Below are 15,466 nucleotides of genomic sequence, written 5' to 3'. Positions count from 1 at the left end.
TCAACCCCCTGCAATAACCTGAAAAAGCAGGATCTGGTCACCTTCCTGCACAATTTGCTGTTCCCACTGCTCACGCGGCAGGATCCGTTGATTCAGCGCCAACGCTGTCCCCGGCTTAAGTTGATTAAGTTCAGCCAGCAGAGTTTTGACACTTTGCCCCTTGGTACACTGTACTGGCTCATCATTGAACTGGATCTGCATGTTGCCCTCCGCATACCGAACAACCGCGGGCGCGGCGTAACGCCAGGCTACGCCATTGGCTGGTTTTACCGTCAAACAGGTGTAACTCTCCGCTCGGGGTTTCAATGTCGCTGAGGAGTTTGATAGCTTCCAGTGCCTGCATTGTCCCCATGATCCCGACTACCGGGCCAACAATGCCTGCGGTACGGCAGTTGCGCTCGGGTTCAACATCATCTGGCCACAGGCAGCGGTAACAGCCTTGTTCCCAGGGGGGTGTCAGCACCATTAGCTGACCGCCAAAACCCACGGCGCTGGCGGTAATTAACGACGTATCCAGCGCCACGCAGGCTGCGTTGATCGCCTGGCGTGTGGCCATGTTATCGGTGCAGTCGAGCACGACGTCAGCTCGCGCCACCGCATGCCTGAGCGCATCTCCCGTTAAGCGCTGCTGAAGTGCGACCAGCTCAATATCCGGGTTAAGCCGTGATAGCCGCTGCTGTGTGATCTGCGATTTCGGGCGAGCAACGTCATCGGTGGTAAACAAAATTTGCCGATGCAGATTACTCAGATGCACATCGTCATCATCCACCAGCGTCAACTTACCGACCCCCGCACCCGCCAGATACAGCGCGGCAGGGGAGCCTAATCCACCTAAACCAACAATCAGCACGTGGCTGTTGAGCAGCGTCTGCTGGCCCTCTATCGCAATATCACCGAGTAAAATCTGGCGGCTATAGCGCATAAAATCGCGATCATTCATCGCCTGCTCCTGCAATCGAAAGCAGCTGTGACGTGGCATCTCGCCAGTCAGCGGCCTGCGTGATGGCGCTGACCACCGCAATGCTGCCCACGCCGGTCGCCAGTACAGCCGGTGCCCGTTCAAGGCTGATACCGCCAATAGCGACGGTGGGGTAATCGGCCAGCCGTTCGATATGAGTGGCGAGTTGTACCAATCCCTGTGGGGCTGATGGCATCTGCTTAGTTTGTGTCGGGAAGACGTGTCCCAGTGCGATGTAAGAGGGGCGGGCGGCTAGCGCCACGTCAATCTCCATATCATCGTGGGTGGATACCCCAAGACGTAACCCTGCGGCCTGAATCGCCTTTAGATCGGTGGTTTCAAGATCTTCCTGGCCGAGATGTACCCCGTAAGCATGGTGTTTAATCGCCAGTCGCCAGTAGTCGTTGATAAACAGACGGGCATCGTAGCGACGCCCTAGTTCGATGGCGGCAATTACGTCGGCTTCGACCTCTTCATCGCGCTTATCTTTGATTCTCAACTGAATTGTGCGCACACCTTCTGCCAGCAGGCGTTCAATCCATTCAACGCTGTCGACCACCGGGTACAGTCCGAGTCGGAAAGGGACCGTTGGGAAATTAGGCTGGTACATCATGCCTCCTCTTTTTTGAGGTAGATTTCACCGCCTTTGGCGCGGAAGTTTTCCGACATATCCGCCATTCCCACTTCAATGGTCTGTGCGGCGGCGTAGTCGCGCACTTCCTGGCTGATTTTCATCGAGCAGAATTTCGGCCCGCACATAGAGCAGAAGTGAGCGACTTTGCCGGACTCCTGTGGCAGGGTTTCATCGTGGTAGGCGCGGGCGGTGAACGGGTCGAGTGCCAGATTGAACTGGTCTTCCCAGCGGAATTCGAAGCGCGCTTTTGACATGGCATTATCGCGGATCTGCGCACCCGGATGCCCTTTAGCTAAGTCGGCAGCGTGGGCGGCAATCTTGTAGGTAATCAGTCCTTGCTTCACATCTTCTTTATTCGGCAGGCCAAGGTGCTCTTTTGGTGTGACGTAGCACAGCATCGCGCAGCCAAACCAGCCGATCATTGCCGCGCCAATACCGGAGGTGAAGTGGTCATAGCCTGGGGCGATATCGGTTGTTAATGGCCCCAGGGTGTAGAATGGCGCTTCATGGCAGTGTTCCAGCTCTTCGGTCATGTTGTGCTTAATCATCTGCATCGGTACGTGGCCAGGGCCTTCAATCATCACCTGCACGTCATATTCCCAGGCAATTTTGGTCAGCTCGCCCAGCGTATGCAGCTCGGAGAACTGCGCTTCATCGTTGGCATCCTGAATAGAGCCCGGACGCAGGCCATCGCCCAATGACAGGGAAACGTCATAGGCGGCGCAAATTTCACAAATTTCACGGAAGTGCTCAAACAGGAAGTTTTCTTTGTGATGGGAGAGGCACCATTTCGCCATGATGGAACCGCCGCGCGAGACAATCCCGGTCAGGCGCTTAGCGGTCATCGGCACGTAGCGCAGCAGCACGCCCGCGTGAATGGTGAAGTAGTCGACACCCTGTTCGGCCTGCTCCAGCAGCGTATCGCGGAACGCTTCCCAGGTCAGATCTTCGGCGATCCCGTTGACCTTCTCCATTGCCTGGTAGATCGGTACGGTGCCGATCGGCACCGGGCTGTTGCGTAGGATCCACTCACGCGTTTCGTGAATATAGCGACCGGTGGACAGGTCCATCACCGTATCCGCCCCCCAGCGCGTGGACCACACCAGCTTTTCCACTTCTTCTTCGATGGAGGAAGTGACCGCTGAGTTACCGATGTTGGCATTGACCTTCACCAGGAAATTACGTCCGATGATCATCGGTTCTGATTCCGGGTGGTTGATGTTGGCGGGGATGATGGCGCGCCCGGCAGCGACTTCATCACGCACGAATTCCGCCGTGATATTTTCCGGTAGTCTGGCGCCAAAGCTCATGCCTGGATGCTGGTGATGCAACACTTCACTGCTAATGCGCTCGCGGCCCATATTTTCGCGGATAGCGATAAACTCCATCTCCGGAGTGATGATGCCCTGGCGCGCGTAGTGCAACTGGGTCACGCAGCGGCCGGTTTTGGCGCGCTTAGGCGTCAGCAAGCCGTTGAAACGCAGCCCGTCCAGGCCATCATCGGCCAGGCGCTCTTTGGTATAGGCGGAGCTACGGTCGTCCAGCTCTTCGCTGTCATTACGTGCGGATATCCACGGCTGGCGCAGTTTTGCCAGACCCAGTTGGACGTTAATCGCCACATCCGGATCGCCGTACGGGCCGGAGGTATCGTAAACCGGGATGGCTTCATTCTCTTCGAACTGAGGATTATCTTTCGAGCCACCAGTCAGCGTTGGGCTGAGCTGGATTTCACGCATCGGAATACGGATATCCGGCTGCGAACCAGTAATGTAGATGCGTTTTGAGTTAGGAAAGGCGGTCCCTTCCAGGGTGTCGATAAAGTGTTGGGCCTGGGCGCGTTGTTCGCGACGAGTGGGTTTAGTAGTGGCAGACATAGCTCATTCCAAAAAAGTAAGGATATGGCTTGTCAGACGACGGATGAAGCAAGAGAGAAGATCGCTCATGGGCGATACAACTGTAGGTTTACTCTTGTTCCCTTCGCAGGTATTAGCCTGATCAGGTTCCGCGGATCCCGAATTAACGGTCTCAGCCTTTTCCACTTATGCTGTTGTGGAAAATAAGCACTCCGACAAGATAACTCCCCCTCTGGCGAGGAGGAATGGTTGTAAACTACCTGTTACTCACGCAAATCTCAAGCAGGGCGTTTGATCATTGCGCTGTCGTGTACTGCATCAAGCACCAGCATAATCAGCTTGTCTTCCAGCACAAACCGGGCTTCCAGCGCCTCGCCGATATCCGACAATGCCTGTTGAAATTCAAGGAAATTATCGTGATCAATGGCGTTTTCCAGGCTGGAATCATAGTCGTCCATAATCTGCTGCGTATTGGCTTCCAGCAGTGGCCAAATTTTTGTGGCTTTTAAAAGCTGCCCGTTCCCTTCCAATTTATGCAGAATACGTTCATAAATACTGAAGTGTCCGGTGGAGAGGTAGTCGACCAGGCTCTGACAAAAATCATCCAGCGCTTTTTCATTGAGTCGCATGTACGATTCTTTGCCAGGCTTAATGCCAACCAGATTGTAGTAAGCCACGAGCAGGTGCTTACGTACATGTAGCCAGCGATCAACCAGTTTATTACTTCCTCCGACGTGTTCCGTCAGGCTTTCCAGCTGGTTTAGCATGATTGACTCCGCAAGGTGGTGTTGAAAAACGGCTCACCGATAAATGTAAAAATAATGTAAACAACATGCCTGTGAAGCAAAGGTTGCGCAAGAGATATGGATCGTATTATTGAAAAATTAGACAGCGGCTGGTGGATTGTCAGTCATGAACAAAAATTATGGTTGCCTCACGGGGAGCTACCGCATGGTGACGCGGCAGGTTTTGATCTGCTGGGTCAGCGTGCGTTGCCGATAGGTGAGTGGGAGGGTGAAACCGTCTGGCTGGTGCAGCAGCAGCGTCGCCACGATATGGGCTCAGTGCGCCAGGTACTCGATCAGGATGTAGGGCTGTTTCAACTGGCCGGACGCGGCGTGCAACTGGCTGAGTTTTTCCGTTCGCACAAATTCTGCGGTTATTGCGGCCATCCGATGCACCCGAGCAAAACCGAATGGGCAATGCTGTGTAGCCACTGCCGTGAACGTTATTACCCGCAAATTGCCCCCTGTATTATCGTCGCCATTCGTCGTGAAGATTCGCTTCTGCTGGCTCAGCATGTTCGCCACCGCAACGGCGTACATACCGTACTGGCCGGTTTTGTTGAAGTGGGGGAGACGTTAGAACAAGCGGTAGCGCGAGAAGTGATGGAAGAAAGCGGCATTAAGGTGAAAAACCTGCGCTACGTCACCTCCCAACCCTGGCCGTTCCCACAGTCTTTGATGACCGCGTTTATGGCGGAATATGATAGCGGGGAGATCGTCATCGACCAGAAAGAACTGCTGGAAGCGAACTGGTATCGCTACGATGACTTACCGTTGCTTCCCCCGCCGGGAACCGTCGCGCGTCGACTGATCGAAGATACCGTGGCGATGTGTCGGGCTGAGTACGAGTAAAGAACGAGTAATGATACACTGACGGCCTGACGCTAAAAGGAAGATAAAAATGACCGAACTGAAGAACGATCGTTACCTGCGTGCGCTGCTGCGCCAGCCCGTTGATGTTACTCCGGTATGGATGATGCGCCAGGCGGGCCGCTATTTGCCGGAGTACAAAGCCACCCGTGCGCAAGCGGGCGATTTCATGGCGCTGTGCAAAAACGCCGAGCTGGCCTGCGAAGTGACGTTACAACCGCTGCGCAGGTATAAACTTGATGCGGCGATCCTCTTTTCGGACATTTTGACCATCCCGGATGCGATGGGACTTGGGCTGTACTTTGAAGCTGGCGAAGGCCCACGCTTTACCTCTCCCATCACCTGCAAGGCCGATGTGGATAAGCTGCCTATCCCGGACCCGGAAGGAGAACTGGGCTACGTGATGAATGCGGTACGTACTATTCGTCGTGAACTGAAAGGTGAAGTGCCGCTGATCGGCTTCTCCGGCAGTCCGTGGACGCTGGCGACTTACATGGTGGAAGGCGGCAGCAGCAAAGCCTTCACTGTGATTAAAAAGATGATGTACGCCGATCCAAAATCGCTGCATCTGCTGCTCGATAAGCTGGCGAAAAGCGTCACGCTGTACCTGAACGCGCAGATCAAAGCGGGCGCGCAGTCGGTGATGATTTTCGACACCTGGGGCGGCGTGCTGACCGGTCGCGACTATCAGCAGTTCTCTCTCTATTACATGCACAAAATTGTCGATGGCCTGCTGCGTGAAAACGATGGCCGCCGCGTGCCGGTCACCCTGTTCACCAAAGGCGGCGGACAGTGGCTGGAAGCGATGGCGGAAACCGGCTGTGATGCGCTGGGTCTCGACTGGACGACAGATATTGCCGATGCGCGTCGTCGTGTCGGTCATAAAGTGGCGCTGCAGGGGAATATGGACCCGTCCATGCTCTACGCACCGGCGACGCGTATCGAAGAAGAAGTCGCCACGATACTGGCGGGTTTTGGCGAGGGTGAAGGCCACGTCTTTAACCTCGGTCACGGCATCCACCAGGACGTGCCGCCGGAACATGCTGGGGTGTTTGTGGAGGCTGTACATCGTCTGTCGGCGCAATACCATCGCTAAGGAATAACTATGGATCTCGCGTCGCTGCGTGCACAGCAGCTTGAACTGGCCTCTGCGGTGATCCGTGAAGATCGCTTTAAAAGCGATCCTCCGGATCTGGTCGCCGGGGCAGATGTCGGGTTTGAGCAGGGCGGAGAGGTGACGCGAGCCGCCATCGTGCTACTGAAGTATCCTTCTCTTGAGCTGGTTGAATACAAGGTAGCGCGTATCGCCACCACCATGCCGTATATCCCCGGGTTTCTCTCTTTTCGCGAATATCCTGCGCTGCTGGCTGCCTGGGAGCAATTATCGCAGAAGCCTGACTTAGTGTTCGTTGATGGTCACGGTATTTCCCACCCGCGTCGTCTTGGCGTCGCCAGCCATTTTGGTCTGCTGGTGGATGTCCCGACGATTGGCGTGGCGAAAAAACGGCTGTGCGGCAAGTTTGGACCTTTATCCGCTGAACCTGGGGCGCTAGCGCCGCTGTTGGATAAAGGCGAGCAGCTGGCGTGGGTCTGGCGCAGCAAAGCACGCTGTAATCCACTGTTTATCTCTACCGGTCATCGCGTGGGCATGGATAACGCACTGGTGTGGGTGCAGCGCTGTATGAACGGCTATCGCCTGCCGGAACCGACACGCTGGGCGGATGCGGTGGCATCGGAACGTCCGGCCTTTACGCGGCTTGCAGCAAAAACGCCCCATATCGGGTAAACTGCGACTAATTTCCGTATTCGAGAACTCATCATGTTACAAAACCCGATTCATCTGCGTCTGGAGAAGCTGGAAAGCTGGCAGCACGTCACCTTTATGGCCTGTTTGTGTGAGCGCATGTACCCAAACTACGCCATGTTCTGCAAGCAAACAGAGTTTGGTGATGGGCAGATTTACCGCCGAATCCTGGATTTAGTCTGGGAAGTGCTGACCGTCAAGGATGCGAAAATCAATTTCGACAGCCAGCTGGAGAAGTTTGAAGAGGCCATTCCGTCTGCAGACGACTACGATTTGTACGGCGTTTATCCGGCAATTGACGCCTGTGTTGCCCTGAGCGAAGTAATGCATTCTCGTCTGAGTGGTGAAACGCTGGAACATGCGATTGAAGTCAGTAAGGCTTCGATTACCACCGTCGCGATGCTGGAAATGACGCAAGCGGGTCGCGAAATGACCGATGAAGAGCTGAAAGAAAATCCTGCCGTGGAGCAAGAATGGGATATTCAGTGGGAAATATTCCGACTTTTAGCCGATTGCGAAGAACGCGATCTTGAGCTGATAAAAGGGCTGCGTGCAGACCTGCGCGAGGCTGGCGAGAGCAATATCGGTATAATTTTTCAGCAATGACACCATAAAACGTGATTTAACGCCTGATTTGTCGTGCCTGGAGGCTTCCCATCCGCCCCCCGTCTGGTCTACATTTGGGGGGCGAAGAAAAGTGGCTATCGGTGCGTGTATGCAGGAGAGTGCTTTTCTGGCATTTCCGTCGCACTCGATGCTTAGCAAGCGATAAACACATTGTAAGGATAACTTATGAACAAGACTCAACTGATTGATGTAATTGCAGACAAAGCAGAACTGTCCAAAACACAGGCTAAAGCTGCTCTGGAATCCACTCTGGCTGCTATTACTGAGTCTCTGAAAGAAGGCGATGCTGTACAACTGGTTGGTTTCGGTACCTTCAAAGTGAACCACCGCGCTGAGCGCACTGGCCGCAACCCACAGACCGGTAAAGAAATCAAAATCGCCGCAGCTAACGTACCGGCATTTGTTTCTGGTAAAGCACTGAAAGACGCGGTTAAGTAATTCGCGTGGCAGTGAACAGTTTTAACGAGGGGGCGGTTTCGCCCCTTTTGTCCATCTGGCGTCATACGCTTTGGCTTTCAGGTGTTCTGTTGCTGTCAGCCTGCAGTCGCCACTCTGAGCTTCCTCCGTTCACGGCCAGCGGTTATGTTGGCGATCAGGGGGCGGTACGCGTCTGGCGTAAAGATTCAAACGATGATATTCACCTGCTCTCCGTTTTTAGTCCATGGCGTAGCGGCAGTACCACCACCAGTGAATACCGCTGGCAGGGTGACTCCCTCTCTTTGATAGAACTCAATGTTTACAGCCAACCGCCGGAGCACGTTCGCATCCGTTTCGACGATCGGGGTGAACTGAGCTTTATGCAGCGTGAAGTTGATGGGCAAAAGCAGCAGCTTTCCAGCGACCAAATTGCGCTCTATCGCTACCGTGCCGATCAAATCCGTCAGACCAGCGATGCGCTGCGTCAGGGGCGTGTGGTATTACGTCAGGGCCGTTGGCATGCAGCTGAACGTACGGTCACCACGTGTGAAGGTGAGACGATCAAGCCTGACTTAGATTCATGGGCGATAAACCATATCGAGCGCCGCCAGAGCCGCTCGTCGGTCGACGTGAGCGTGGCATGGCTGGAAGCGCCTGAGGGATCTCAGCTATTGCTGGTCGCGAATTCTGATTTCTGCCGTTGGCAGCCAAAAGATAAAACATTCTAACGCCGGATGGCGACGCAAAAGTGTCTTATCCGGCTTACGGTATCCATCTGTAGGCCTGATTAGCGTAGCGCTATCAGGCATTAAGTTATTTACCAGTGGCCCATACCCATGTGACCCCCGCCACGGTGGTAACTGCCGCCACCGCAACCCATGCCAGCACCGCGAGACACGCCCGCCTCCGCCATGGCGACATCCCGTTTCACCCGTTGCTCATCCAGTGCCTGATTCAGAGACTCTATCTCTTTTGCGACGGTATTAATTTTTGCGCTGTCCAGCGGGCTGGCGGTGAGCAACGCGTTGTACTCATAACGTTTGGACGTCAACTGCTGGCGCAATGCGCGGGTCTGCGTGTAGTAATCATCAGCGATTTTCTGGGCTGCGGCCTGCTGCTCGGTGGTCATTGGCGTCCCACCCTGTTGCCACATTCCCTCACCATTGCCCCAGTGATGCTGTGCCAGCGCTGGGGTGGAACCCAGAGCCATCAGTGAGAGGACCATTAGCGCGAGTTTATTATTCCGTTTCATCGTTCATTCTCCTGTTGGTTAGCTTACTTTCTCTTTTGCATCTTCCGTGCCAACCTGGACGTCGTTGTGCTGCGGGGATCGCGCGGCTGCTGCCCGGGTGTAGGCGAGTAAAAATGACTCGCCAGGACGGCCCGGTGGGTCATTTTTACCCGCCCGTTGTGAGGGTTTGTGCCTGAGAACAGGGTTATCAGGGTGAAAAGATGGCATGATTTCTGCTGTATACCTGAAATGAAGAAAGGAAACGGTGGGGAAAGGGAGAACGTATGCGTCTTGATAAGGATACGGCAGCAAAGTGGCTGAGCCGGTTATTACCGGCGGCGATCCTGATTTTGGTGGGGTGGTTTTCCATCATGACTATTCGGGACTACGGCCGGGAAAGTGACGCTGCCCGACAAACGCTACTGGAAAAGGGAAGCGTGCTGATCCGCGCCCTTGAGTCCGGCACGCGTGTGGGTATGGGCATGCGTATGCATCATGCACAGCAACAAACGCTGCTGGAGCAAATGGCGGTGCAACCGGGCGTACTCTGGTTTGCCGTTGTCGATGAGCATGGTGCAATCATTACCCACAGTGATTCCTCTATGATCGGTAAATTCCTCTACTCACCGGATGTCCTGCGCCAATTAAATCCAGGGGAACAAGAACGCTGGCGGCGCATCGACTCACCGACCGATGCGCGTGAGCAAACGCCGGTGCTTGAGATTTATCGCCAGTTCCAGCCGATGTATGGGGCCGGGAGGCACGGTATGGCACGCTGCTCCGGTAATGACGATCATGCGAATACGCCCACGCAAACCATTTTTATCGCTTTTGATGCCAGCGACCTGGCCGCGACTCAGGCCAGAGAGTGGCGTAATACGCTGATCGTCTTGTCTGCCCTGGCTGCGGTGCTGCTGGCTACCGTGCTGACGTTTTTCTGGTACCAACGCTATCAGCGTTCTTATAAAGAGCTACAGGACGCGATGAAGCGTAAAGAAAAGCTGATGGCGCTCGGACATCTGGCGGCGGGAGTCGCGCATGAAATCCGTAATCCACTGTCATCCATCAAGGGGTTAGCGAAATATTTTGCCGAACGCACTCCGGCGGGGGGCGAGTCGCATGAACTGGCGCAGGTGATGGCGAAAGAGGCCGATCGCTTAAATCGGGTGGTGAGTGAATTGCTGGAGCTGGTGAAGCCCGCGCACCTGACGCTGCAGCGGGTCGATCTTAATGAAGTCATCACCCACTCGCTGCATTTGGTTAGCCAGGATGCTCAGAGCCGGGAAATTCAACTGCAGTTTACGCCGAATGCTGCGTTACCCGCTATTCAAGCCGATCCCGACCGACTCACGCAGGTCCTGCTGAATTTATACCTCAACGCCATTCATGCTATCGGGCATCAGGGGACGGTTACGGTTTCAGTGAGTGAAAGTGGCGCCGATCGGGTTAAAATTGTGGTTACCGACAGCGGGAAGGGGATTGCTCCCGATCAGCTGGAGGCTATTTTTACCCCTTACTTTACGACGAAGGCAGACGGCACCGGGCTGGGGCTGGCGGTGGTGCAAAACATCATTGAGCAGCATGGCGGAATCATTCGGGTGACCAGCGTTGAGGGTAAAGGCACCGTCTTTACTCTCTGGCTCCCGAGCAAAGCGAAATCACAGGATTGACAAGGATGACACGCGGAAAAATCGATATTCTGGTTGTGGACGACGACATCAGCCACTGCACTATTCTACAAGCGCTGCTGCGTGGCTGGGGCTATGATGTTGCGCTTGCCTATAGCGGACGAGAGGCGCTGGCGCAGGTGCGTGAACGCGTCTTTGATCTGGTATTGTGCGATGTGCGTATGGCGGAGATGGACGGCATTGAAACGCTGAAAGAGATCAAAGCCCTGAATCCGGCGATTCCGGTCCTGATTATGACCGCTTTCTCTAGCGTGGAGACTGCGGTGGAGGCGTTAAAAACCGGGGCGCTGGATTACTTAATCAAACCACTGGATTTTGACAGTCTGCAGCACACGCTGGAAAAGGCGCTGGCGCATACCCGGGCGACCGGCATAGAACCCGCAGCAGCCCCGGCAGCGCAGTTTGGCATGATTGGCAACAGTCCGGCGATGCAGCACCTGCTTAACGAAATTGCGATGGTTGCGCCGTCGGATGCCACAGTGCTCATTCACGGAGACTCCGGAACGGGTAAAGAACTGGTCGCCCGGGCGCTTCACGCCAGCAGCGCGCGTAGCGATAAACCGCTGGTAACGCTCAACTGCGCGGCGCTGAATGAATCCCTGCTGGAGTCTGAACTGTTCGGCCATGAAAAAGGCGCGTTTACGGGGGCCGATAAACGCCGGGAAGGGCGCTTTGTGGAAGCCGACGGCGGTACGCTGTTTCTCGATGAGATTGGTGACATCTCGCCCCTGATGCAGGTGCGCCTGCTGCGGGCGATTCAGGAGCGTGAAGTCCAGCGCGTAGGCAGTAATCAGACTATTGCTGTGGATGTACGGCTGATTGCTGCCACCCATCGCGATCTAGCACAAGAGGTCAACGCCGGACGTTTTCGCCAGGATCTCTACTATCGTTTGAACGTCGTCACTATCGAGATGCCCGCATTACGTCAACGCCGGGAAGATATCCCGCTACTGGCCAGGCATTTTCTCCAGCGCTTTGCTGAGCGAAACCGCAAAGCGGTGAAAGGTTTTACCCCGCAGGCAATGGATCTGCTGATCCATTACGACTGGCCGGGAAACATTCGTGAGCTGGAAAATGCGATTGAGCGTGCGGTGGTCCTGCTGACAGGGGAATATATTTCTGAACGCGAGCTGCCGTTGGCGATTGCCGCGACACCAATAAAAGCAGAGAACAGTCTGGAGATCCAACCGCTGGTGGATGTTGAAAAAGAGGTGATTCTGGCGGCACTGGAAAAAACGGGCGGCAACAAAACTGAAGCCGCCCGTCAGTTAGGCATCACGCGTAAAACGCTGTTGGCGAAAATTTCGCGTTAGCGCTGCTCGCGTTCGATGGCGCGCCAGCCGATATCGTTACGGCTAAAGCTGCCGTCCCAGCGGATGTCGGCCATTAACGCGTATGCGCGCTTCTGCGCTTCTGCAACGGTATGACCCAGTGCGGTTGCGCACAGGACGCGGCCCCCATTGGTCAATACCGTGTCGTCGGCGGCGAGTTTAGTGCCGGCGTGGAACACTTTGCCGTCAGCGACTTCTTCCTGCGGTAGGCCGTGGATCGCGTCTCCGGTATGGTAGTCGCCCGGATAACCCCCGGCGGCGATTACCACGCCCAGCGAGGCGCGCTCGTCCCACTCGGAGGTTTTCTCGTCCAGCTTACCGTCGCAGGCGGCGAGGCACAGATCCACCAGGTCCGACTTCATGCGCAGCATGATCGGCTGGGTTTCCGGGTCGCCGAAGCGGCAGTTAAACTCGATAACCTTCGGGTTGCCCTGTTTGTCGATCATCAGGCCTGCGTACAGGAAACCGGTGTAGGTGTTACCTTCCGCCGCCATGCCTTTTACGGTTGGCCAGATGATGCGTTCCATGGTGCGCTGGTGAACTTCATCAGTTACAACAGGCGCTGGAGAGTATGCACCCATTCCGCCGGTGTTCGGACCGGTATCGCCATTGCCCACACGTTTGTGGTCCTGACTGGTAGCCATCGGCAGGACATGCTCGCCGTCGACCATCACGATAAAGCTTGCCTCTTCGCCGTCGAGGAACTCTTCAATCACGATGCGGTGGCCCGCGTCGCCAAACGCGTTGCCTGCCAGCATGTCGTGCACGGCGGCTTCTGCTTCTTCAAGCGTCATCGCCACGATAACGCCTTTACCGGCAGCCAGACCGTCGGCTTTAATGACGATCGGTGCGCCTTTCTCACGCAGATAAGCCAGCGCGGGCTCCACTTCAGTGAAGTTCTGGTATTCCGCAGTGGGAATATTATGGCGCGCGAGGAAATCTTTGGTGAACGCTTTAGAACCTTCCAGCTGCGCGGCACCTTCGGTTGGGCCGAAGATTTTCAGACCAGCGGCACGGAAGGCATCGACCACGCCAATCACCAGCGGCGCTTCCGGGCCCACAATCGTCAGATCGATCTTCTCGTTCAGGGCAAAGCTCAGCAGTGCCGGAATGTCGGTTACACCGATAGCCACGTTTTGCAGCGTCGGTTCCAGGGCGGTACCCGCATTGCCTGGTGCGACATAGACGGTTGAAACCTGCGGTGACTGGGCTGCTTTCCAGGCCAGCGCGTGTTCGCGCCCGCCGTTGCCGATAACTAATACTTTCATCATCTGCTCCGTGGATTAATGGCGGAAGTGGCGCATGTCGGTAAAGATCATCGCAATACCGTGTTCGTCGGCAGCGGCAATCACCTCGTCATCGCGAATGGAACCGCCTGGCTGGATAACACAGCTCACGCCAACGGCTGCTGCGGCATCAATCCCGTCGCGGAACGGGAAGAAGGCGTCAGACGCCATCGCTGAACCTTTGACTTCCAGACCTTCGTCGGCGGCTTTAATCCCGGCGATCTTCGCGGAATAAACGCGGCTCATCTGGCCTGCGCCTATGCCGATGGTCATGTTCTCTTTGGCGTAGACAATGGCGTTGGATTTCACGAACTTCGCGACTTTCCAGCAGAACAGCGCATCACGCAGTTCCTGCTCAGTAGGTTGACGTTTGGAAACTACGCGCAGTTCACCCTTGGTGACCATACCCAGGTCACGATCCTGAACCAGCAGCCCGCCGTTCACGCGTTTGAAATCCAGGCCCGCAACACGCTCAGCCCACTGACCGCAGGTCAGGACACGAACGTTCTGCTTAGCCGCCGTAATCTTCAGCGCTTCCTCAGTTGCTGACGGGGCGATGATCACTTCAACAAACTGGCGGGAGATAATGGCCTGTGCCGTTTCAGCATCCAGTTCACGGTTAAAAGCGATGATGCCGCCGAACGCGGAGGTTGGGTCGGTTTTGTAAGCGCGGTCATAGGCATCGAGAATAGAGGTGCTGACTGCCACGCCGCACGGGTTGGCGTGCTTAACAATAACGCAGGCTGGCTCGTTGAACTCTTTCACGCACTCGAGTGCGGCATCGGTATCGGCGATGTTGTTATAAGAGAGCGCTTTACCCTGGATCTGCGTTGCGGTGGCGACGGATGCCTCTTTAACATTCTCTTCTATATAGAAGGCAGCCTGCTGGTGGCTGTTTTCGCCGTAGCGCATATCCTGCTTCTTAATGAAGTTCAGGTTAAGAGTACGCGGGAAGCGACCCGCAGCTTCTTTGTTATCACCGTGATAGGCTGGAACCATGCTACCGAAGTAGTTAGCAATCATGCTGTCGTAAGCGGCAGTATGTTCGAAGGCTTTAATAGCGAGATCGAAACGGGTATCAAGAGTCAGTGAACCGTTGTTAGCGTCCATCTCTTTAATAATGGCGGTGTAGTCGTTGCTCTTCACCACGATAGCTACGTCTTTGTGGTTCTTGGCGGCAGAGCGCACCATGGTTGGGCCGCCGATATCGATATTCTCTACCGCATCTTCCAGCGAGCAGCCAACGCGAGCCACGGTTTCAGCGAACGGATACAGGTTAACGACAACCATATCGATAGGTGCGATACCGTGCTGTTCCATAATGCCATCATCCTGACCACGACGGCCGAGAATGCCGCCGTGTACTTTTGGATGCAGGGTCTTCACGCGTCCATCCATCATTTCCGGGAAACCGGTGTAATCGGAAACTTCGGTCACTGGCAGACCTTTTTCTGCCAGCAGGCGCGCAGTGCCACCTGTAGATAGCAGCTCCACACCGCGTGCGGAAAGTGCCTGAGCGAATTCGATAATACCTGCTTTGTCAGAAACACTGAGCAGAGCGCGGCGGACTGGACGACGTTGTTGCATGGTAAATCCCCTGGATTTGACTATAACAGAGAGCGTTAGCTGAATTTTTGCGTAAAAACTCAGCTAACGCCCCTTACGGGGCATCCTTGTTTTGCCGCAGCATTGTAACGAAAACGTTTGCGCAACGCTCGCGAATTTTTCTTTTTCAATGTTGACCCTTATTTCGAGTGCTGAAAACTGTATATAGATAGAAAGGATCGCCGAAATGACGGGGGTGTTTGTGGATAACTCTGTGCGTAAATGGGTATAAGGCGGGGTTTTGCTGTGGAATGCAGCAGTCAGTCATTTTTCTGCAATTTAAGGGTTGCGGGCGCCTGAGAACTCCCTATAATGCGCCTCCATCGACACGGCGGATGTGAATCACTTCACACAAACAGCCGGTTCGGTTGAAGAGA

The 15,466-nt window shown here is 55.1% G+C and carries 17 protein-coding genes and 1 riboswitch; of the genes, 8 read left to right on the top strand and 9 right to left on the bottom strand.

Features of this window, described 5'->3' with window-relative positions; all coding sequences use genetic code 11:
- The 5 genes from thiS to rsd all read right to left on the bottom strand — a co-directional run bounded on the left by thiS (position 1) and on the right by rsd (position 4,212).
- On the bottom strand, positions 1 to 201 hold the full coding sequence (gene thiS / locus IMQ48_RS21120) for a sulfur carrier protein ThiS (RefSeq protein ID WP_196210535.1): 201 nt from the start codon (positions 199 to 201) through the stop codon (positions 1 to 3).
- Entirely contained in the window at positions 182 to 940 is a 759-nt protein-coding gene (locus IMQ48_RS21115) for a HesA/MoeB/ThiF family protein (RefSeq protein ID WP_196210534.1), read from the bottom strand. The genes thiS and IMQ48_RS21115 overlap by 20 nt, the downstream gene beginning before the upstream one ends.
- Positions 933 to 1,568 carry a thiamine phosphate synthase gene (gene thiE, locus IMQ48_RS21110; RefSeq protein WP_196210543.1) on the bottom strand — a complete coding sequence of 212 codons (636 nt, stop codon included), beginning with the start codon at positions 1,566 to 1,568 and terminating at the stop codon, positions 933 to 935. Before thiE ends, IMQ48_RS21115 begins: the two co-directional genes overlap by 8 nt.
- Positions 1,568 to 3,466, bottom strand: coding sequence for a phosphomethylpyrimidine synthase ThiC (gene thiC, locus IMQ48_RS21105; protein WP_196210533.1), 1,899 nt, complete (start codon positions 3,464 to 3,466; stop codon positions 1,568 to 1,570). Before thiC ends, thiE begins: the two co-directional genes overlap by 1 nt.
- Positions 3,467 to 3,547: 81 nt before the next feature.
- Positions 3,548 to 3,670, bottom strand: a riboswitch (TPP riboswitch).
- Positions 3,671 to 3,723: 53 nt separating this feature from the next.
- Complete coding sequence (rsd, locus tag IMQ48_RS21100) at positions 3,724 to 4,212, bottom strand: sigma D regulator (protein ID WP_181618095.1); 489 nt, start codon at positions 4,210 to 4,212, stop codon at positions 3,724 to 3,726.
- 96 nt (positions 4,213 to 4,308) lie between these two features.
- Here rsd and nudC point away from each other — a divergent pair, with 96 nt between their 5' ends.
- From nudC to IMQ48_RS21070, 6 genes are all read left to right on the top strand, one after another.
- The gene (gene nudC / locus IMQ48_RS21095) at positions 4,309 to 5,082 is read left to right on the top strand and encodes an NAD(+) diphosphatase (protein ID WP_196210532.1); all 774 of its coding nucleotides are present in this window, start codon (positions 4,309 to 4,311) and stop codon (positions 5,080 to 5,082) included.
- Positions 5,083 to 5,131: 49 nt separating this feature from the next.
- Positions 5,132 to 6,196: a uroporphyrinogen decarboxylase gene (gene hemE, locus IMQ48_RS21090; RefSeq protein WP_196210531.1), complete on the top strand. Its 1,065-nt coding sequence runs from the start codon at positions 5,132 to 5,134 to the stop codon at positions 6,194 to 6,196.
- Between the two features lie 9 nt (positions 6,197 to 6,205).
- Positions 6,206 to 6,886: a deoxyribonuclease V gene (gene nfi, locus IMQ48_RS21085; protein WP_196210530.1), complete on the top strand. Its 681-nt coding sequence runs from the start codon at positions 6,206 to 6,208 to the stop codon at positions 6,884 to 6,886.
- A 33-nt stretch (positions 6,887 to 6,919) separates the two neighbouring features.
- Positions 6,920 to 7,510, top strand: a complete 591-nt coding sequence (locus IMQ48_RS21080; protein ID WP_196210529.1) for a YjaG family protein — start codon at positions 6,920 to 6,922, stop codon at positions 7,508 to 7,510.
- 186 nt (positions 7,511 to 7,696) lie between these two features.
- The gene (gene hupA, locus IMQ48_RS21075; protein WP_001044509.1) at positions 7,697 to 7,969 is read left to right on the top strand and encodes a nucleoid-associated protein HU-alpha; all 273 of its coding nucleotides are present in this window, start codon (positions 7,697 to 7,699) and stop codon (positions 7,967 to 7,969) included.
- 11 nt (positions 7,970 to 7,980) lie between these two features.
- Positions 7,981 to 8,676: a DUF1481 domain-containing protein gene (locus tag IMQ48_RS21070; protein ID WP_196210542.1), complete on the top strand. Its 696-nt coding sequence runs from the start codon at positions 7,981 to 7,983 to the stop codon at positions 8,674 to 8,676.
- Between the two features lie 89 nt (positions 8,677 to 8,765).
- Here the strand turns inward: IMQ48_RS21070 and zraP are convergent, their stop codons facing one another.
- Both zraP and IMQ48_RS21060 read right to left on the bottom strand, forming a co-directional pair.
- A complete protein-coding gene (zraP, locus tag IMQ48_RS21065) occupies positions 8,766 to 9,200 on the bottom strand; it encodes a zinc resistance sensor/chaperone ZraP (protein WP_196210528.1) in 435 nt (144 codons plus the stop codon).
- Between the two features lie 18 nt (positions 9,201 to 9,218).
- The gene (locus tag IMQ48_RS21060; RefSeq protein ID WP_196210527.1) at positions 9,219 to 9,407 is read right to left on the bottom strand and encodes a hypothetical protein; all 189 of its coding nucleotides are present in this window, start codon (positions 9,405 to 9,407) and stop codon (positions 9,219 to 9,221) included.
- A gap of 56 nt (positions 9,408 to 9,463) precedes the next feature.
- Here IMQ48_RS21060 and zraS point away from each other — a divergent pair, with 56 nt between their 5' ends.
- Together zraS and zraR are read left to right on the top strand one after the other, a co-directional pair.
- Complete coding sequence (gene zraS, locus IMQ48_RS21055; RefSeq protein ID WP_196210526.1) at positions 9,464 to 10,849, top strand: two-component system sensor histidine kinase ZraS; 1,386 nt, start codon at positions 9,464 to 9,466, stop codon at positions 10,847 to 10,849.
- Between the two features lie 5 nt (positions 10,850 to 10,854).
- Positions 10,855 to 12,180 carry a sigma-54-dependent response regulator transcription factor ZraR gene (gene zraR / locus IMQ48_RS21050; protein WP_196210525.1) on the top strand — a complete coding sequence of 442 codons (1,326 nt, stop codon included), beginning with the start codon at positions 10,855 to 10,857 and terminating at the stop codon, positions 12,178 to 12,180.
- Here zraR and purD read toward each other — a convergent pair.
- The gene (purD, locus tag IMQ48_RS21045; RefSeq protein ID WP_196210541.1) at positions 12,177 to 13,466 is read right to left on the bottom strand and encodes a phosphoribosylamine--glycine ligase; all 1,290 of its coding nucleotides are present in this window, start codon (positions 13,464 to 13,466) and stop codon (positions 12,177 to 12,179) included. The genes zraR and purD overlap by 4 nt on opposite strands.
- 15 nt (positions 13,467 to 13,481) lie before the next feature.
- A complete protein-coding gene (gene purH / locus IMQ48_RS21040; RefSeq protein ID WP_196210524.1) occupies positions 13,482 to 15,071 on the bottom strand; it encodes a bifunctional phosphoribosylaminoimidazolecarboxamide formyltransferase/IMP cyclohydrolase in 1,590 nt (529 codons plus the stop codon).
- Positions 15,072 to 15,466: the final 395 nt, after the last annotated feature.

Origin of the sequence: Citrobacter sp. Res13-Sevr-PEB04-36 (assembly GCF_015672735.1) — a bacterium.
In the GTDB taxonomy this organism is placed as follows: domain Bacteria; phylum Pseudomonadota; class Gammaproteobacteria; order Enterobacterales; family Enterobacteriaceae; genus Citrobacter.
Note: the sequence above shows the minus strand (reverse complement) of the source record. Positions and strands in the feature narration are given on the sequence as shown.